Origin of the sequence: Rhodococcus sp. PvR044, from assembly GCF_040548995.1 — a bacterium.
Taxonomy (GTDB): domain Bacteria; phylum Actinomycetota; class Actinomycetes; order Mycobacteriales; family Mycobacteriaceae; genus Rhodococcus_G; species Rhodococcus_G oryzae.
Window position 1 is genome coordinate 1,172,363 of the sequence record NZ_JBEPSX010000001.1, and the last position, 18,706, is coordinate 1,191,068.

An 18,706-nucleotide genomic window follows, 5' to 3' on the forward strand; every position below is an offset into this window, starting at 1 on the left:
CCCGGGATGACCGTGACCGAGCAGAACTCTGACGTCGACCTGGCAGGCGCGGTCGGGTTGCTGTCCGCCGCCGCATCGGTGACGGTGCTGTGCCACATCCAGCCGGATGCGGACACCATCGGCAGCGGACTCGCGCTGGCGATCGTCCTCGAGCGCAAGGGCATCCCCGTTCAGGTGGCGTTCGCCCGCCCGGACGACCTGCCCGAGTCGATGAGCGGCCTGCCGGGAACACACCTGCTGGCGGCGGCCTCGGAGGTCAACCCCGAGGTGGACCTGTTGGTGACGGTCGACTGCGGTAGCCGCGGTCGGCTCGGTCACCTGGCCGATCGCTTCGACGGCGCGCGCACCAGTCTGGTGATCGATCACCACCGCTCCAACACCCGGTACGCCCAGCACAACCTGGTCGACGAATCGGCCGAGTCGACGACCGCGATCCTCGCGCGCCTCCTCGACGAGTGGGGCGTGGAGATCGATCGGGACATCGCGCACTGCCTGTACGCAGGCCTGGTCACCGACACCGGTTCGTTCCGCTGGGTCCAGCCCGGTACCCACCTGCTGGCCGAGCGGCTCATCGACACCGGCATCGATTCGGCGGAGATCGCCCGCGTGCTGCTCGACACCCATCCATTCGGCTGGCTGCCGATGCTCGCCGCGGTGCTCGGGTCGGCGCAGTTGGTCCCCGACTCCGCCGAGGGGCTGGGGCTCGTGTACGCGCTGCTCCGCCACGAGGACACCATCGGGATGCGCTCCGAGGAGATCGAGAGCGTGATCGACATCGTGCGGACCACGTCGGAGGCGGAGGTCGCCGCGGTGCTCAAGGAGACCGCACCCGGTCACTGGTCGGTGTCGCTGCGGTCGAAGGCCGCCGTCGACGTGTCCGTCGTCGCCGCTCGGCTCGGCGGGGGCGGTCACCGGTTCGCGTCCGGGTACACCGCCGAGGGCGACAGCGAGTACGTCGTCGCCGCGCTGCTCGGCGCCCTCTCCTGAGAGACATTGGCTGAGCAGACCGCCCGGCGGCGCCGGGCCGAACCGTCCGCCTCGCGGATTCTGGGGCTCGCGCTGCCCGCTCTCGGCGTGCTGGCCGCCGAACCGCTGTACCTGCTCTTCGACATCGCGGTGGTCGGCAGGCTCGGCGCGCTCGCGCTCGCCGGGCTGGCCGTCGGTGGGCTGATCCTGGCGCAGGTCAGTACCCAGCTCACCTTCCTGTCCTACGGCACCACCGCCCGCGCCGCCCGGATGCACGGCTCGGGCGACGAGGCGGGCGCGGTCCGCGAGGGCGTGCAGGCCACCTACCTGGCCGTTGGCATCGGGCTGGCGATCATCGCCGCGGTCCAGGTCCTGGCCGAGCCGGTCACCTCGCTGATCGCAGGCGGCGGCGACATCGCCGCCGAGGCGCTGTCGTGGCTGCGCATCGCGGTGTTCGGCGCGCCCCTGATCCTGGTGGCGATGGCGGGCAACGGCTGGATGCGCGGGGTCCAGAACACGGTGCGCCCGCTGCGCTTCGTGCTGGTGGGACTCGGGCTGTCCGCCGTGCTGTGCCCGGTTCTGGTGCACGGACTCCTCGGCGCGCCGCGCTGGGAGTTGATCGGCTCCGCGGTCGCCAATGTCGTCGGCCAGGCCGTCACCGCGGTGTTCTTCGTCGTGGCGCTGCTGCGGCAGGCCCGATCCTCGGGATCGGTGGTTTCCCTGCGGCCCGACTCCGCGGTGATGCGGGCCCAGATCGTGCTGGGCCGAGACCTGATCCTGCGGAGCCTCGCCTTCCAGGCTTGCTTCCTGTCGGCGGCCGCCGTCGCGGCCCGGTTCGGGGCTGCCGCGGTCGCCGCCCATCAGGTGGTGCTGCAGCTCTGGAACCTGGTGGCGCTGACCCTGGACTCGCTCGCGATCGCGGCGCAGACGCTGGTCGGTGCGGCGCTCGGTGCGGGCAGGGCGGCCCAGGCGAAGGGGCTCGCGCGCCGGCTCACCGAGTGGTCGACGGTGTTCGCGGTGGCGCTCGCCGCGGCATTCGCGCTCGGGCACACGGTGATTCCGGAGCTGTTCACCGACGACACCGCCGTCCTCGGCCAGATCGACGTCATCTGGTGGTTCTTCGTCGCGATCATGCCGGTCGCCGGGGTGGTCTTCGCGCTGGACGGGGTGTTGCTCGGCGCGGGCGACGCGCCGTTCCTGCGCAACGCGACGCTCGGTTGTGCGATCGTCGGGTTCCTGCCGCTGATCTGGCTCTCGCTCGTGCGGGACTGGGGTCTGGCGGGAATCTGGTCGGGGCTTACGGTGTTCATGGTGCTGCGGATGCTGGCCGTCGTGTGGCGGGTGGGTTCCGGGCGATGGGCAGTGACCGGTGCCGATATTCAGGCGGGAAGGTAGTGCACGTGACACGCAAGCTGTGGGCGGTGAGCGACACCCATGTCGGGCATCGGGGGAATCGTCCGATCACCGAGGAGCTGTACCCGGATTCGCCGGAGGACTGGCTGATCCTGGCGGGCGACGTCTCGGAGAAGACGGACGACATCGCGTGGGCGCTGAAACTGCTCCGCAGCCGGTTCGAGAAGGTGATCTGGGTGCCCGGCAACCACGAACTGTGGACCACGGCGAAGGATCCCGTCCAGATCCACGGCGCGGCCCGGTACGACTACCTCGTCGCGATGTGCCGCGAGCTCGACGTGATCACGCCCGAGGATCCCTATCCGGTGTGGGAGGGCGAGGGTGGCCCGGCCACCCTGGTTCCGATGTTCCTGCTCTACGACTACACGTTCCGGCCGCCGGGATCGATCTCCAAGGCGCACGCGCTGCAGATCGCGCGGGACAAGAACGTGGTCGCCACCGACGAGTTCCTGCTCTCCTGCGAGCCGTACAGCACCAGGGAGGCGTGGTGTCACGCCCGGGTGGAGTCGACCCGGGCCAGGCTGGACGCGCTGGACCCCACCATCCCGACGGTGTTGATCAATCACTTCCCGCTGGTCCGCGAGCCCACCTCGGTGCTGTTCTACCCGGAGTTCTCGCTGTGGTGCGGCACCGAGCTGACGGCCGACTGGCACACCCGGTACAACGCCATCTGCAGCGTGTACGGCCACCTGCACATCCCGCGCACCACCTACTACGACGGCGTCCGCTTCGAGGAGGTCTCGCTCGGCTATCCGCGTGAGTGGCAGCGCCGCGGGATGCCCGAGCGGCTGCTGCGCCAGATCCTGCCGGTGCCGGAGTACCCGCCGGGCACGCTGAACAAGTGGGGCGGCCACTTCAAGGTCACCCCGGAGCAGGAAGCCGAGTTCGATGCGATGAGGGCGGGGCGCGCGTGATCGAGAAGATTCTGCCTACCGGCGTCGTATCCGCCGAGCTGTTCGAGGATCCGCCGGGTCTCGTGCCGCACCCGCAGGAGGAGTCGCTGATCGCCAGGGCGGTCGAGAAGCGCCGCCGCGAGTTCACCAGCGCGCGGCATTGCGCGCGGGTCGCGCTCGACAAGCTCGGCATGGACCCGGCACCGATCCTGAGAGGCGAACGGGGCGTTCCGCTGTTTCCGCGCGGGGTCGTCGGCAGCCTGACGCATTGCGACGGATACCGCGCTGCGGTGCTCGGCTACGCGATGCAGGTGCGATCCGTGGGCATCGACGCGGAGCCGCACGGCCCGCTGCCGGACGGTGTCCTCGACGCCGTCAGCCTGCCGGAGGAGCGCACCGCGATCGCGGCCGCCGAACCCGGCATCGTGCACTGGGACCGGATCCTCTTCTGCGCCAAGGAGACCACGTACAAGGCATGGTTCCCGGTGACCGGTCGCTGGCTGGGGTTCGAGGACGCGCACATCACCTTCACCCTGTCCGAGGCCGGGGAGGGCGCGGCGGCGGGCACCTTCCACTCGAAGCTGCTGGTGCCGGGGGAGGCGACGTCGGGCCCGCCGCTGTCCTCCTTCGACGGCCGCTGGATGGTCGCCGACGGCCTGGTGATCACCGCGATCACCGTCCAGTAGTCTCGAAACCCGTGTCTTCTCACCGCAAACCGTCCTCCGGCCTCGTTGGCGCCGGGCTGCTGATCGTCGACAAGGACGCGGGGATGACCAGCCACGACGTCGTGGCGCGGTGTCGCAAGATCCTGAACACGCGCAAGGTCGGGCATGCGGGCACCCTCGATCCGATGGCCACAGGCGTGTTGGTGCTCGGCGTCGAGCGGGCCACCAAGCTGCTCGGGCTGCTGGCCCTGACCACCAAGGCGTACACGGCGACGATCCGGCTGGGCCAGGCGATGACCACCGATGACGCCGAGGGCGAACTGATCTCGGAGGCCGACGCCTCCGCCGTCACCGACGCCGAGATCGCGGCCGTGATGGCCACGCTGACCGGCGACATCTCCCAGGTCCCGGCCAGCGTCAGCGCGATCAAGGTGGACGGGCAGCGGGCCCACAAGCTGATCCGCGCCGGCGAGGAGTTCGAACTCAAGGCCCGGCCCGTCACGGTGGACCGGTTCGCGCTGACCGAGACCAGGCGCGAGGGGCCGTTCGTCGATCTCGACGTGGAAGTCGAGTGCTCCTCCGGAACCTACGTCCGGGCGCTGGCCCGCGACCTGGGTGCCGCGGTCGGCGTCGGCGGACACCTGACGGTGCTGCGGCGCACCCGGGTCGGCCCGTTCACCCTGGAGCACGCGCGCACCCTCGAGGCGCTCGCCGAGGACCCGGCGGTCAGCCTCGACATCGATCAGGCCGCCCAGACCGCGTTCGCGCACCGGCAGGTCACCGCGGACGAGGCCGAGTCGATCAGCCAGGGTCGGTGGCTCGAGCCGATCGGGATCCCGGGCACCTACGCGGCCATCGACCCGGGCGGCCACACGATCGCACTGCTGCAGGAGCGCGGAAGACGCGCCAGCTCGGTGATGGTGGTCCGCCCCGCGACTCTGCGGGAGCACTGACGCTCAGCGGGTGAGGAGTCCCCGCAGCTCGGCCGAGATCGTCTCGGGCGACTCCTCCGCCATGAAGTGGCCGACGGCGAGCGTGCGGTGCACGAGGTCGGTGGCCCAGGCGCCCCAGAGGGCGGCCGCGTCGTACCCGAGCCGGGCGCCCCAGTCCTGCTGGACCACCAGCGTCGGCATCGCGAGGGTCCGGCCCTGCGCACGGTCCGAGCGGTCGTGCTCGAGGTCGACGCCCGCCGAGGCGCGGTAGTCCGCCACGATCGACGGCACTGCGTCGCGCGACGCGCGCAGGTACTCGGCGCGGACCTCCGCCGGGATGGCGTCGGGACGGCCGGTCCAGCCGTCGAGGAACGACCCGAAGAACGCGTCGGCCGTGCTCTCGATCATCGCCTCGGGCAGACCCGCCGGCTGGGCCATGAGATACAGGTGCCACGCGACCCGCGCGTCGGCACCGCGCAGGATCTCCCACATGTCCAGCGTCGGCAGCACGTCGAGGGTCGCCAGGTGCGTGACCGCGCCGGGGTGGTCGAGCGCCGTCCGGAACGCGACGAGGGCGCCGCGGTCGTGCCCGGCGAGGGCGAACCGCTCGAACCCGAGCTCGCGGGCGAGCGCCACGACGTCGGAACCCATCGTGCGCTTGGCGTAGGTGCTCTCGTCCGTAGCGATCGGCTTGTCGCTCGCGCCGTAGCCGCGCAGGTCGGGGCAGATGACCGTGTGGTCGCGTGCCAGGTCGGCGGCGACGTGCCGCCACATGAGGTGCGTCTGTGGGAAGCCGTGCAGCAGGACGATCGGGTCGCCCTGTCCTCCGACCGCGGTGTGGAGCGCGACGCCGTCGGCCGTGGGCACGCGTCGGGTCTCGAAGCCGGGGATGGTGGTGGTCATGGAGTTCCTTCCGTCGAGGGGGGTGGCACGAGCCTCCGGCGCGCCGATCAGCACCGGATCAGTGCCGGTCCGGCGGGCATGTCCGCCGGGTCCCGCGTTTACGCTGGCGAGGTGCGGGACGACGGGCGGGCGAGCGGCGTGGCCCGGGTCCGTGTCCTCGGGCCGACCGCCGCCTGGGACGACGACGGGGCCCGAATCGACCTGCGCGGTCCGCGGCACCGGGAGCTCCTGGCCCGGCTGGTTGCCGCGCACGGACGCGTCGTGCCGGTGGCGAGCCTGGTCGACGACCTGTGGGGCGACTCGCCTCCGGTCCGCGCCGTGGGGACCGTGCGCACGTTCGTCGCGGACCTGAGGGCGGCTCTCGAGCCCGCGCGGCCGGCCCGCTCTCCCGTGCGCGTCCTGGTGACCGAGGGCAGCGGGTACGCCCTGCGGCTGCCCGACTCGGCCGTGGACGCCTGGCGTGCCGACGCCGCGGTGGCCGGTTCCGTGGACGCCCCCGCCGAGCGCGTGGTGCGTGCGCTCGGGCCGGTCGTCGCAGACTGGCCCGTCGACGCCTACCCCGACGTGGCGGACCGTGCATGGGCGGGGCCCGAGCAGGTGCGCCTCGCAGCGCTGCGCGCGACCGCGGTCGAGCGGCTGGTCGGCGCGCTCACGGAGACCGGGCGCGCCGACGAGGCCGTGACGCTGGCGACCCCGTACGTCGGCGCGTCCCCGTGGCGCGAGGAGGGCTGGCGGTTGCTGGCCCTGGCCCTCTACCGCGCGGGACGGCAGGCCGACGCCCTCGACGTCCTGCGCCGCGCGCGGGCGGTCCTGCGCGACGAGCTCGGCCTCGACCCGTCCGCGGCGCTCACCGGCCTGGAGGCGGACATCCTGCGGCACGACCCGCGGGTGCGGGGGCCGGAGGACGTGTTCCGGCGCGTCGCGGACGACTCGTTGCGCGTGCTCGGCCCTGGATCGCGTGCCCGGCTCGAGACCACCGTGAGCATGCTCCGCCGGATGGCCGTGTCCGCCCCCGCTCCCGCCGAGCCGCACGAGGATCTGCTCGCCGCCGGGACGGCCGCGGAGGAGCTCGGGGACCCGGCCCTCACCGCGCGGGTCCTCGGGGGCTTCGACGTGCCGAGCGTCTGGCCGCGCAGCGACGACCCGGAACGCTCCGGGCAGCTCGCCGCGCTCGCCGGGCGCACCCTGGCGGCCCTGCCCGACGACGCCGCGCCGACCGCGCGGGCGCGGCTGCACGTGCTGGCCGCCGTCGAGACGCGCGGACTGCCAGGGACATCGGGCCGCGCCCACGCCGAGGAAGCGGTCCGCCTCGCCCGTGAGCTGCACAACCCGGCGCTGCTGTGCTCCGCCCTCGGCGCCCTCGCCGTGCACACCTGCAGCCGCGCCGGTCTCGCCGCCGAGCGCGACCGGATCGGCGCGGAGATCATTCCGCTCGCACGCACGCACGACCTCCCGACCCCGGAGGTGCAGGGGCTGCTGCTGCGCCTACAGGCGGCGGGGGCCCTTGGCAGGCCAGACGACGGCGACGCCCTCGCCCGTGAGATCGAGGCCGTCTCGGCCCGCCACGAGCGCCCGCGCGCACCCGTCCTCGTCGCCTGGTACCGCGCGATGCGCGCGGCACAGGACGGGGCGCCGGATGCCGCGGACCGCTTTGCCCTGGCCGACCGGACGCTCCGGGGAGCGGGGATGCCCGGCGTCGCGGACGGCCTGCTCCCGCTCGCGTTGCTGGGGCTCGACATGATCCGCGGGCGCACAACCGAAGTCGCGACCGACGGCTGGGGACCGTACGCCCCGTGGGTGCGACCGCTCGCAGTGGCGCGCGGCGGCGACCCGGATTCGGCGTGGACGCTGCTCGACGGCCTCGCCGACCCGCCGCCCGGTCTGCTGCTCGAGGCGCTGTGGTGCGTCGTCGCGCAGGCGGCGCTGGAGACGGGTCACGACGGCGCGGCGGACCGCGCACGCGCGGCCCTCGCCCCCGCGCGGGACGAGGTCGCGGGCGCGGGCAGCGGGATGCTGACGTTCGGACCGGTCGCGGACTGGCTCGCGCGGCTGGGGTGCTGACGGCGCCGCGCGACCGCTAGCCCGAATCGGGCGAATCCTCGACCCGCACCCCCGGCCGCAGCAGTCGCCAGGCCAGCACCAGCAGCGCCGCGACGCCGAGCAGGAGCAGGAGGGCCGTCGTCGGGACGGCATCACCGAGCCGCATGACCTGGGTCTCCAGCGTGAAACCGGTATCGGCTCCGACGGTTCCGGCCAGGGCGGAGGTGCCGTCGGACACGAGGAACAGGACGCCGACGGCAATGAAGAAGACGCCGGAGATCAGCGATGTGGTGTGCAGGTGGAAGCGGCCGACCGTGATGGCGCGACCTCGCAGCCAGCGGCGATGACCCAGATCGAAGCGGTCCCAGAGGATCGCCATCAGGAACAGCGGCATGGCCATCCCGAGGGCGTAGACGGCCAGCAGCGAACCACCGTGGAGGGGAGAGGAACTCAGCGCAGCAACGGTGAGGATCGAGCCGAGAATGGGCCCGACACAGAACCCGGACAGGCCGTAGACCATGCCGAGCAGATAGACGGCGCCACCCCTGTCGGAGCGGCCGTGCTCGGCCATCGTGCGCTGCGCGAACTCGAATGAGAAACCGCGGCCGAGGATCTGGAGGATGCCCAGCACGATGATGGTCACCCCGCCGATGGTGATCACCGTGTCGCGGTGCCGGGTGAGCACCCCTCCCAGGAGGGAACCGGCCGCGCCCAGCGGTACGAGCGTTGTGCACAGGCCCAGGTAGAACGTGCCGGTGCGGGTGAGCAGCTTGCCGGTGGAGTTGAAGGAGTAGGCAAAGAAGCTGGGCAGCAGCAGCGCGCTGCACGGGCTCAGCAGGGCGAGCAGCCCGCCGAGGAAGGCCGCGCCGTATCCGATTCCGAAGCCCACTACCGGCCCGCCTCGGTGTCGTCCTTGAGTCCGGCTTCGATGACCGCGATCATCTGCTCGATCGGACGCGCGCCGAGGACCGGCCTGCCGTTGATCAGGAAAGCGGGGGTGGAATTGATGCCGATGCCGACCGCCTCGTCGACATCGGTGTTCACGGAGGCGCGTGCGGCGTCGGAATCCATGTCGGCGCGGAACCTGGTCAGGTCCGCGACTCCGGCCTGCCCGGCCCATTCGGTCAGCTGATCGGCGGTGTAGACGCCGGTGTTCTTCTTGGCGGGCGAGTGCTCGAACATGATCGCGTGCATTTCCGGGAACTTGCCCTGCTGCCCGGCCGCCCAGGCGGCGCGCGCCGCGAGTTCGGATTCCTCGCCGAAGATGGCGAGGTTGCGCCATTCGATCCGCAACTGGCCGCTGTCGACGTACTTCTCGATCAGCTCGGGCTCGGTGTTCTGTGCGAACTGGCGGCAGAACGGGCACTGGAAATCGGAGTACTCGATCATGACCACGGGTGCGGTCACCGAGCCCCGTGCCATCGGATCGGCCGCATCGCGGCGCGCGAATGCGGCCAGCTGTCGGTACATCTCGCTGTCGCCGGACTGCGTCGCCGCGGCCTTGTCCAGCTGTTCGGACTCGGTGCGATCACCGATCTGTGAGATCGCGAGGAAGAGCAATCCGACCGCCGCGAGGAGGGCGAGCGCCGCGCCGATCTTGCGAACTGGTGCGGGAGTGGACTTTCTGGCACGACTCTGGGAACGGTTGGACATGGGGATGGCTCCTGACTGGGCGCGCGCCGACTCGGTTGGCACGCGAAACCGCGAATTGAGGACATGACGAAGCCCGGCCCGAGTACCGCCCATCGGGGCGACGTCGAGGCCGGGAACGGTCGTCTAAATTCGCAGAATTGTGGTCAGGTCCAGGGCAGGCGACGGCGGACCGTTGGTGTCGACCGGTCCGGAGCCGGTGTGGATCGAGCGCCCGAGCATCACCGGCGCGGGTGCGTGGTGGGCGGCGAGCGGAATCCGAAGGTCCTCGCGATGGGGAACCCCCGCCTGGATCGGCGCGACCGGTGCGGCCGGGTCCTTGCGGCAGCCGGGCGACTTGCCGATGGCATCGCGTTGGTCGGCGGTGGCCGGCGCGGTATGAGCGAGCGGAGAACCCTCGGCGAGCACGGTCCGCTCGGCGAGCGGGCAGGCCGCGATGATCCCGATGAACAGTCCGATGATCGCGGTCAGCACGCCGCCGAGCCGCATGGTCCTCACTCGCCGCACCCGGTCAGCCCTCGACGAGCCAGATCGCCTCGGCGGCCGGATTGCCCAGGTCCACGGTGTCGTCGACGCCGTCCCCGAGACGGACCGAGACGGTGCCTGCGAAATCGCGCCGCTCGACCACCGTGATCGTCAGGTCGAGGGCGATCCCCACCGTGTCGAAGTACCGGAGCATCGCCGGGTCGGAGTCGGAGATCCGTGCAACCCGGCCGCTCTCGCCGTCCGCGAAATCGCTGAGCTGCCGGGCGGGCGGGGTCGGGATGGCGCCGTCGGCGGTCGGGATCGGGTCGCCGTGCGGGTCCCGCTCCGGATGGCCCAGCTTGGCGTCGATCCGGGCGATCATCAGCTCCGAGACCGCGTGCTCGAGGACCTCGGCCTCGTCGTGGACCTCGTCCCAGCCGTAGCCGAGCTCGTTGACCAGGAAGGTCTCGATCAGCCGATGCCTGCGGACCATGCCGATCGCGGCGGTCCTGCCCCGGTCGGTCAGCGCGATCGATCCGTAACGGGCGTGGTCGACCAGACCCTGGCCGGCGAGCTTGCGGATCGCCTCGGACACGGTGGAGGCAGACACCCCGATCTTCTCGGAGAGCATCTTCGTCGAGACGTGCTCGCCGGACCATTCGCCGGCCGTCCAGATCACCTTGAGGTAGTCCTGCGCGACGGTGGTCAGGGATTCCGGCGCCGCCGCGCTCCCGGTCTCGCTCGGTCCACTCTTGCTCTCGGCCACGATCATGAGCTTAGGCAATGCACGCCTGCGGGTGTGAGCCGACACTCTCGGGACCCGGGGTCGGGGGACCGGACAGGGGGATTCGCGGGGGATAGGGGCTGGGGACACGGGCCTGCCCCTATTCGACCCCTAACGCGTGTCCGGCATCCCACCAGAGCCCCTTAGCGCTGGTATCAATATGCGATGACCTCCACGATGATGACCGACACGATGGCGACCGGCGCGGTGACGCTTCAGTCGGCGCCCTCGGGTGGCCCCGCGGCTTCCGCCCCGGTCTCGACAGCCCGGCTCTCCGCTGACGAGCGCCGCCGCCAACTGATCGAGTGCGCGCTGGACGTCGCCGAGCGCGGCGGCATCGGCGCGGTCACGGTGCGGGCGATCGCACGGGAGGCGGGCATATCCCTGGGGATGGTGCACTACTGCTTCGCGAGCAAGGAAGCGCTCCTCACGGAGATGGCGGAGCGGTTGGTGTACGAGCTGAGCACTGCTTCGCAGATGGTGCTGGCCGCGGTGGGCGATGCAACGCAGGCGGACGGCCGGGCGGGCCTGCGTGAGCTGGTCCGGATCGGGCTGAAGGCCATGTGGTCGATCGTCGAGGCCAATCCGAACCGCAGGTTGCTGACCTATGAGATCGCCACGCATGCCATGCGCCTGCGCGAGGCGGGATCGCCGGATGCGGGCGATGTCGTCGGCGAGCAGTACCGGATGATGGACCGCGAGGTCACGGCGTTTCTCGTCGAGTGTGCGGACCGCACCGGGATGGTCTGGACGGAGCCGGTCGCGTCGATCGCGCACCGCAGCCTGTCCATCGTCGACGGTCTGGTGCTGCGCTGGTTGGTCGATCGGGACACTGATGCGATCGCCCTCGGGCTCGCCGAGGTCGCGAATGCGATCGCCGCGAAGGCCGTCGAGTCCTGAGCCGAAGGTGACGCACTCGGACCGGGGCCGTAGGCTGCCACTCGTGCAGAGATGGCGTGGTCTCGACGAAGTGCCTGCCGACTGGGGTCGTTGCGTTCTCACGATCGGCGTTTTCGATGGCGTGCACCGTGGGCACGCGCAACTGATCAGCAGGGCGGTCAAGGCTGCCAGCGAGCGTGGAATCGCAAGTGTGCTCATGACTTTCGATCCGCATCCGGCCGAGGTGGTGCGCGCGGGCAGTCACCCCGCGCAGTTGACGACGCTCGCGCGCAGGGCGGAACTGGCCGAGGAACTCGGTATCGACGTCTTCTGCGTGATGCCGTTCACCCCGGAGTTCATGAAGCTGACCCCCGAGCGCTACGTGCACGAGATCCTCGTGGAGCGGCTGCACGTCGCGGAGGTGGTGGTCGGCGAGAACTTCACCTTCGGGCGCAAGGCGGCAGGCAACGTGGACCTGCTGCGCAAGACCGGCGAACGATTCGGCTTCGCGGTCGACGGGGTCAGCCTGCTGGCCGAACACGCGGTGACCTTCTCGTCGACGTACATCCGCTCGTGCGTGGACGCGGGCGATGTCGCGGCCGCCTCCGAGGCGCTGGGTCGTCCGCACCGGGTCGAGGGTGTGGTGGTCCACGGCGACGGGCGCGGCCGCCAGCTCGGCTTCCCCACGGCGAACATCGCGCCCCCGATGTACTCGGCGATCCCCGCGGACGGCGTGTACGCGGCCTGGTTCACCGTCCTGGGCGCCGGACCACTGACCGGAACCGTCGTTCCCGGCGAGCGGCACCAGGCGGCGGTGTCGGTGGGCACCAACCCGACCTTCTCCGGACGCACCCGCACGGTCGAGGCGTTCGTGCTCGACGGTGAGGCCGACCTGTACGGCCAGCACGTCGCGGTCGACTTCGTGGAGCGACTGCGCGGCATGGAGAAGTTCGACTCGGTCGACGAACTCGTCGCGGAGATGGGCCGGGACGCGGATCGCTCGCGCGAGATCCTGATCGAGGCCGACCTGCGTCACGGCGAGTAGTTCGCCTCGTATGCCCTGGTAGTATCTCCTGTCGGTGTGTGCTGCGGTCCGCGGTGGCCGCACCAACTGGGGCGAACATCTTCGGGTGTGAGCCCCGGTTCCAATCACGCGGACGTCAGTTACAGGAGATTCACAGTGGCATTGACCACCGAAGAGAAGAAGGCCGTACTCGGCGAGTACGGACTGCACGAGACCGACACCGGTTCGCCGGAGGCGCAGGTGGCGATGCTCACCAAGCGCATCGTCGACCTCACCGAGCACCTGAAGAAGCACAAGCACGACCACCACTCCCGCCGCGGCCTGCTGCTGCTGGTCGGACGCCGTCGTCGTCTGCTCAAGTACGTCCAGAAGGTCGACATCGCGCGTTACCGCTCGCTGATCGAGCGTCTGGGCCTGCGTCGATAATTCGGCGTACACGGTGACCCGTGACACGTTGCGGGTCATCTGGACGTGAACTTCCCGGTAGCCAGCGAGCCGAGTGCATAGACTTGGCCTCGCTGGCTACCGGCGTTTTTCACGCCGCAGCTTTAGCATCGGATCCACGGGATCCAGCCGTACGTACCTGAAGCCGTGGCGTCGGTCCTCGGTAGTGGTCACTCGGACGCGTCGATCTCACGACGGCGCCAATCCGGAGGGCTTCGATCGATGACCGCCTCCGCGCAGCGATGTTCCCGCCCGCCTCGGGCGCTGGACCGTCGTGATGGTGCGCGTCGCAGCCAGGAGGGCTGCGACGCCCACACACGGATACGGCAAAAGACGAGAGGACGAGAAGAGAAAAGATGACAGAGAATTCCGCAGTAGAGGTCGACGAGGGCGTGTTCGAATCCACCGCCGTGATCGACAACGGGAGCTACGGCACCCGCACCATCCGTTTCGAGACCGGTCGTCTCGCACAGCAGGCCGCAGGCGCGGTCGTCGCCTACCTGGACGACGAGACCATGCTGCTGTCGGCCACCACGGCCAGCAAGCACCCCAAGGAGCACTTCGACTTCTTCCCCCTCACGGTGGACGTCGAGGAGCGTATGTACGCCGCGGGCCGCATCCCCGGCTCCTTCTTCCGTCGTGAGGGCCGCCCCTCCACGGACGCGATCCTGACCTGCCGCCTGATCGACCGGCCGCTGCGCCCGTCCTTCGTCGACGGTCTGCGCAACGAGATCCAGGTCGTCGTGACGGTCCTGAGCCTGGACCCGAAGGACCTGTACGACGTGGTCGCGATCAACGCCGCCTCGGCGTCGACGCAGATCGCGGGCCTGCCGTTCTCCGGCCCGGTCGGTGGCGTTCGTGTCGCGCTGCTCACCTCGGAGGAGAACAAGAAGGGCCAGTGGGTCGCCTTCCCGACCGTCGAGCAGCTCGAGACCGCGGTCTTCGACATGGTCGTCGCCGGCCGTATCGTCTCCGGTTCCGGTGACGACGCCGACGTCGCGATCATGATGGTCGAGGCCGAGGCGCCCGCACACGTGATCGAGCTGATCGAGGGCGGCGCGCAGGCGCCGACCGAGGCGATCGTGGCCGAGGGCCTCGAGGCGGCCAAGCCGTTCATCGCGCGTCTGTGCACCGCTCAGCAGGCACTCGCCGCCAAGGCCGCCAAGCCGACCGGCGACTACCCGGTGTTCCCGGCCTACCAGGACGACGTCTTCGCCGCCGTGGAGAAGGCCGCAGCCGACAAGCTCAGCGCCGCACTGACCATCGCGGGCAAGCAGGAGCGCGACGACAAGACCGACGAGATCAAGGTCGAGGTCCTCGAGCTGGTCGCCCCGAACTTCGAGGGTCGCGAGAAGGAGATCGGCGCGGCGTTCCGCTCGCTGACCAAGAAGCTCGTGCGCCAGCGGATCCTCAAGGACCACTTCCGGATCGACGGCCGCGGCATCACGGACATCCGTTCGCTGTCGGCCGAGGTCGCGGTCATCCCGCGGGCCCACGGCTCCGCGCTGTTCGAGCGTGGCGAGACCCAGATCATGGGCGTCACCACCCTCGACATGGTCAAGATGGCGCAGCAGATCGACTCGCTGGGGCCCGAGACCAGCAAGCGCTACATGCACCACTACAACTTCCCGCCGTACTCCACCGGTGAGACCGGTCGCGTCGGCTCGCCGAAGCGTCGCGAGATCGGCCACGGCGCCCTCGCCGAGCGCGCCCTGATGCCGGTGCTGCCGAGCCAGGACGAGTTCCCGTACGCGATCCGTCAGGTCTCGGAAGCGTTGAGCTCCAACGGTTCCACCTCGATGGGTTCCGTCTGTGCCTCGACCCTGTCGCTGCTCAACGCCGGTGTGCCGCTGAAGGCTCCGGTCGCGGGCATCGCCATGGGCCTGGTCTCCGACCAGGTCGACGGTGAGACCCGGTACGTGGCGCTGACCGACATCCTCGGTGCCGAGGATGCGTTCGGCGACATGGACTTCAAGGTCGCGGGCACGAAGGACTTCGTCACGGCGCTGCAGCTGGACACGAAGCTCGACGGCATCCCGTCCAAGGTGCTGGCAGGCGCGCTCTCGCAGGCGCACGATGCCCGCACCACGATCCTCGAGGTCATGGCCGAGGCCATCGACACCCCGGACGAGATGAGCCCGTACGCCCCGCGCGTCACGGCCATCAAGGTGCCGGTGGACAAGATCGGCGAGGTCATCGGGCCCAAGGGCAAGATGATCAACTCGATCACCGAGCAGACCGGTGCGAACATCTCCATCGAGGACGACGGCACCGTGTTCGTCGGCGCCACCGATGGTCCGTCTGCGCAGGCCGCGATCGACATGATCAACGCCATCGCCAACCCGCAGCTGCCCAAGGTGGGCGAGCGTTTCCTCGGTACGGTCGTCAAGACCACCGCCTTCGGCGCGTTCGTCTCGCTGCTCCCGGGCCGCGACGGGCTGGTGCACATCTCGAAGCTGGGCAACGGCAAGCGGATCGCCAAGGTCGAGGACGTGGTCAACGTGGGCTCCAAGCTCCGCGTCGAGATCGCCGACATCGACAACCGTGGCAAGATCTCGCTGATCCCCGTCGAGGACGAGTCCTCGGCATCGGACGCGCCTGCTGACGCGGCCGCCGACGAGGCGACCGACTCGGAGTAGATCCGGCCCTATCGGCTGGTTGAACACCGGTGCTCCCGCGCGCTCGCGCGGGAGCACCGGTGTTTTCGTATCCCGCCCGGTGTGTACTGTTTGAGCCTCACACCCGCACAGCTGACGAGGACCGTAGACCCACTTCATGGCCGCACACAATCGCAGTCGAACCTCCGCATTGACGACCAGATCCGAGGACTTCGGAGTCCGACGCACCGTGCTCCCCGGCGGTCTCCGGGTGGTCACCGAGCACATGCCGGGCGTCCGCTCCGCATCGGTGGGCGTGTGGGTGGGCGTGGGGTCTCGCGACGAGCAACCGTCGGTGGCGGGGGCCGCGCACTTCCTCGAGCACCTGCTCTTCAAGTCGACGCCGACCCGAAGCGCGCTGGAGATCGCCCAGGTGGTCGACGGCATCGGCGGCGAGCTCAACGCCTTCACCTCCCGCGAGCACACCTGCTTCTACGCGCACGTGCTCGACGACGACCTGCCGCTGGCCATCGACCTGGTCAGCGATGTCGTGCTGCGGGGACGCTGCCGCTCCGACGACGTCGACGTCGAGCGCCAGGTGGTGCTCGAGGAGATCTCGATGCGCGACGACGACCCCGAGGACCTGCTCGGCGACGACTTCCTGACCGCGCTCTTCGGTGACCACCCGGTGGGCCGCCCGGTGATCGGCAGCGTCGAGTCGATCGAGTCGATGTCCCGGACCCAGCTGCACTCGTTCCACGTCCGCCGGTACACGCCGCCGCGGATGGTCGTCGCGGTGGCGGGCAACGTGGACCACGACGAGACCGTCGCACTGGTGAAGCGCAGTTTCAAGGGGCACCTGACGAGGGGGCCGAAACCGGCGGAGCGGCGCGAGGGCCGGCTGCGGCTGCGCACGGTCCCCGAGCTCACCCTGCGTGGGCGCGACAGCGAGCAGGCGCACCTGTGCATGGGTGTGCGCGCCTTCGGGCGGCACGAGGGTCACCGCTGGGCGCTGTCCGTGCTGAACACCGCCGTCGGTGGTGGGCTCAGTTCCCGTCTGTTCCAGGAGATCCGGGAGTCGCGGGGCCTCGCGTACTCGGTGTACTCGAGCATCGACACGTTCGCGGACAGTGGGGCGTTCTCGGTCTACGCCGGATGCCAGCCGGAAAACCTCGGCGAGGTCACGACGGTGATCCGCGAGGTGCTCGCGAACGTCGCGGCCAACGGCATCACCGACGACGAATGCGCGCGGGCCAAGGGTTCGATCCGCGGGGGACTGGTTCTCGGACTGGAGGATTCCGGCTCCCGGATGCACCGGATCGGCCGAAGCGAACTGAACTACGGCAACCATCGCAGCATCACGGAGACGCTGGCCCGGATCGACGAGGTCACCACCGAGGAGGTGCGTGAGGTCGCCGCGATGCTGCTGAGCCGGCCGTACGGCGCCTCGGTCGTCGGCCCCTACAAGCGCAAGAGGGACCTGCCCGCCGCCGTCCGCGGAATCGTCTGACCGGTGGCGCTTTTCCGGTCGCGGCGTGCTGTGCCGCTGGCCGTCGTCACGCTCATCACCCTCGTGATGCTGTTCTCTCCCGGTTCCACGGTGCCGAGCGGGCCGCCGAACATCGACAAGGTGACCCACCTGCTGATGTTCGCGGCACTGGCCTACAGCGCGCGGTTCGCGGGGGTCGGGGTCACGGCGGTGATCGTCTGGGCCGGGCTCTACGCGGCGGCGTCGGAGGTTCTGCAGGGCCTGCTGCCGATCCACCGGAGCGCGTCGGTCTGGGACTGGGTCGCGGACATCGTGGGTGTGGCAGTCGGGCTGTTGATCTTCCGGGCGTGGCAGGCTGGACGGGGGCGACCGGCGACGGGCGGTCGCGACGAGGAGAGGTAGCGGCATGCGGATTCGTGGTGCGGTGCTGGAGGAGATCGGTCGGGAGCGTCCGTTCGCACAGTCGCGGCCCATCTCGATCTCGGAGCTCGAGCTGGACGGGCCCGGCCCCGGCGAGCTGCTGGTCCGCATCGAGGCGGCGGGCCTGTGCCACTCGGACCTGTCCGTGGTGGACGGGAACCGGGTGCGTCCGGTGCCGATGCTGCTCGGTCACGAGGCCGCGGGCCGCGTCGAGAGGGTCGGCGACGGCGTCACCGACGTCCGGGTCGGCGAGCGCGTGGTGATGACCTTCCTGCCGCGCTGCGGTGAGTGTGCGGGCTGCGCGACCGACGGCCGGATGCCCTGCAGCGCGGGCGGTGCCGCGAACAACGCGGGCACACTGCTCGGCGGGGGCGAGCGCCTGCACCGCGACGGCGAGCCGGTGCACCACCATCTCGGGGTGTCGGGGTTCGCGACGCATGCGGTGGTCGACCGCCGGTCGGTGGTGCCGGTGGGCGACGACGTGCCACCCGCGGTCGCGGCGGTGCTCGGGTGCGCCGTCTTGACCGGCGGCGGCGCGGTGCTGAACGCGGCACGGACAGCGCCGGGGGATTCGATCATGGTGGTCGGCCTCGGCGGGGTAGGGATGGCCGCGATATTGACCGCGGTGTCGCTCGGCCTCGGCGAGGTGATCGGCGTCGACGCGATGCCCGAGAAGCTCGCGGTGGCAACCGAACTCGGCGCCACGCAGGTGTACACCCCGGGCGAGCTGGCGGAGCGCGGCGTGCGGGCATCGCTGGTGGTGGAGGCGGCGGGCAACGCGCGCGCCTTCGAGTCCGCGGTGGCGGCGACGGCCCCCGGCGGCACCACCGTCACGGTCGGGCTGCCCAGTCCCGAGGCCAGGTCCTCGGTTTCACCGCTGTTGCTGGTCGCCGAGGCCAGGACCATCGTCGGCAGCTACCTCGGATCGGCCGTGCCCTCGAGGGATATCCCGAGGTACGCGCAGATGTGGCGCGAGGGCCGACTGCCCGTCGAGCGGCTGATCTCCTCGCAGATCACGCTCGACGACATCAATCGCGGCATGGACGAGCTGGCCGAGGGCCGGGCGATCCGTCAGGTGATCGTCTTCGACTGAGCCGGCGAGCCGGCCGCTCCGGCGCGCGAGATGCTGTGATCTCCGTTAC

18 protein-coding genes are annotated in these 18,706 nt (G+C 70.5%); 13 read left to right on the plus strand and 5 right to left on the minus strand.

Features of this window, described 5'->3' with window-relative positions; translation table 11 throughout:
- Positions 1–6 precede the first annotated feature (6 nt).
- From ABIC28_RS05270 to truB, 5 genes are read left to right on the plus strand one after another with little or no spacing between them, the layout of a single operon-like run.
- On the plus strand, positions 7–987 hold the full coding sequence (locus ABIC28_RS05270; protein WP_097211155.1) for a DHH family phosphoesterase: 981 nt from the start codon (positions 7–9) through the stop codon (positions 985–987).
- Between the two features lie 6 nt (positions 988–993).
- The gene (locus ABIC28_RS05275; protein ID WP_269588150.1) at positions 994–2,361 is read left to right on the plus strand and encodes an MATE family efflux transporter; all 1,368 of its coding nucleotides are present in this window, start codon (positions 994–996) and stop codon (positions 2,359–2,361) included.
- A gap of 5 nt (positions 2,362–2,366) precedes the next feature.
- Entirely contained in the window at positions 2,367–3,293 is a 927-nt protein-coding gene (locus ABIC28_RS05280) for a metallophosphoesterase family protein (protein WP_097211324.1), read from the plus strand.
- A complete protein-coding gene (gene npt, locus ABIC28_RS05285; protein ID WP_097211157.1) occupies positions 3,290–3,958 on the plus strand; it encodes a 4'-phosphopantetheinyl transferase Npt in 669 nt (222 codons plus the stop codon). Before ABIC28_RS05280 ends, npt begins: the two co-directional genes overlap by 4 nt.
- A gap of 11 nt (positions 3,959–3,969) precedes the next feature.
- Positions 3,970–4,890 carry a tRNA pseudouridine(55) synthase TruB gene (truB, locus tag ABIC28_RS05290; RefSeq protein ID WP_097211158.1) on the plus strand — a complete coding sequence of 307 codons (921 nt, stop codon included), beginning with the start codon at positions 3,970–3,972 and terminating at the stop codon, positions 4,888–4,890.
- Positions 4,891–4,893: 3 nt separating this feature from the next.
- On the opposite strand, the gene ABIC28_RS05295 is transcribed toward truB, so the two are convergent.
- Entirely contained in the window at positions 4,894–5,772 is an 879-nt protein-coding gene (locus ABIC28_RS05295) for an alpha/beta fold hydrolase (RefSeq protein ID WP_097211325.1), read from the minus strand.
- 111 nt (positions 5,773–5,883) lie between these two features.
- On the opposite strand from ABIC28_RS05295, the gene ABIC28_RS05300 reads away from it, so the two are divergent.
- Positions 5,884–7,833 carry an AfsR/SARP family transcriptional regulator gene (locus ABIC28_RS05300; RefSeq protein WP_354577830.1) on the plus strand — a complete coding sequence of 650 codons (1,950 nt, stop codon included), beginning with the start codon at positions 5,884–5,886 and terminating at the stop codon, positions 7,831–7,833.
- A 16-nt stretch (positions 7,834–7,849) separates the two neighbouring features.
- On the opposite strand, the gene ABIC28_RS05305 is transcribed toward ABIC28_RS05300, so the two are convergent.
- The 4 genes from ABIC28_RS05305 to ABIC28_RS05320 all read right to left on the minus strand — a co-directional run bounded on the left by ABIC28_RS05305 (position 7,850) and on the right by ABIC28_RS05320 (position 10,699).
- Positions 7,850–8,701 (minus strand): cytochrome c biogenesis CcdA family protein, encoded by an 852-nt coding sequence (locus tag ABIC28_RS05305; RefSeq protein ID WP_097211160.1) that lies wholly within the window; start codon positions 8,699–8,701, stop codon positions 7,850–7,852.
- On the minus strand, positions 8,701–9,465 hold the full coding sequence (locus tag ABIC28_RS05310) for a DsbA family protein (RefSeq protein WP_354577833.1): 765 nt from the start codon (positions 9,463–9,465) through the stop codon (positions 8,701–8,703). The genes ABIC28_RS05305 and ABIC28_RS05310 overlap by 1 nt, the downstream gene beginning before the upstream one ends.
- A gap of 123 nt (positions 9,466–9,588) precedes the next feature.
- Positions 9,589–9,960, minus strand: a complete 372-nt coding sequence (locus ABIC28_RS05315) for a hypothetical protein (RefSeq protein ID WP_209926082.1) — start codon at positions 9,958–9,960, stop codon at positions 9,589–9,591.
- 13 nt (positions 9,961–9,973) lie between these two features.
- Positions 9,974–10,699 carry a metal-dependent transcriptional regulator gene (locus tag ABIC28_RS05320; RefSeq protein ID WP_097211163.1) on the minus strand — a complete coding sequence of 242 codons (726 nt, stop codon included), beginning with the start codon at positions 10,697–10,699 and terminating at the stop codon, positions 9,974–9,976.
- A gap of 177 nt (positions 10,700–10,876) precedes the next feature.
- On the opposite strand from ABIC28_RS05320, the gene ABIC28_RS05325 reads away from it, so the two are divergent.
- The 7 genes from ABIC28_RS05325 (at position 10,877) to ABIC28_RS05355 (ending at position 18,657) form a co-directional block, all read left to right on the plus strand.
- Positions 10,877–11,611, plus strand: a complete 735-nt coding sequence (locus ABIC28_RS05325; RefSeq protein ID WP_245220901.1) for a TetR/AcrR family transcriptional regulator — start codon at positions 10,877–10,879, stop codon at positions 11,609–11,611.
- Between the two features lie 43 nt (positions 11,612–11,654).
- A complete protein-coding gene (locus ABIC28_RS05330) occupies positions 11,655–12,635 on the plus strand; it encodes a bifunctional riboflavin kinase/FAD synthetase (RefSeq protein WP_179800502.1) in 981 nt (326 codons plus the stop codon).
- 135 nt (positions 12,636–12,770) lie between these two features.
- On the plus strand, positions 12,771–13,040 hold the full coding sequence (rpsO, locus tag ABIC28_RS05335) for a 30S ribosomal protein S15 (RefSeq protein ID WP_097211165.1): 270 nt from the start codon (positions 12,771–12,773) through the stop codon (positions 13,038–13,040).
- Between the two features lie 374 nt (positions 13,041–13,414).
- Positions 13,415–15,697 carry a polyribonucleotide nucleotidyltransferase gene (locus tag ABIC28_RS05340; RefSeq protein WP_209926087.1) on the plus strand — a complete coding sequence of 761 codons (2,283 nt, stop codon included), beginning with the start codon at positions 13,415–13,417 and terminating at the stop codon, positions 15,695–15,697.
- Positions 15,698–15,833: 136 nt separating this feature from the next.
- Entirely contained in the window at positions 15,834–17,165 is a 1,332-nt protein-coding gene (locus ABIC28_RS05345; protein ID WP_097211167.1) for a M16 family metallopeptidase, read from the plus strand.
- A gap of 3 nt (positions 17,166–17,168) precedes the next feature.
- Positions 17,169–17,546: a VanZ family protein gene (locus ABIC28_RS05350; protein ID WP_257017334.1), complete on the plus strand. Its 378-nt coding sequence runs from the start codon at positions 17,169–17,171 to the stop codon at positions 17,544–17,546.
- Between the two features lie 4 nt (positions 17,547–17,550).
- Positions 17,551–18,657 (plus strand): alcohol dehydrogenase catalytic domain-containing protein, encoded by a 1,107-nt coding sequence (locus tag ABIC28_RS05355; protein ID WP_097211168.1) that lies wholly within the window; start codon positions 17,551–17,553, stop codon positions 18,655–18,657.
- Positions 18,658–18,706: the final 49 nt, after the last annotated feature.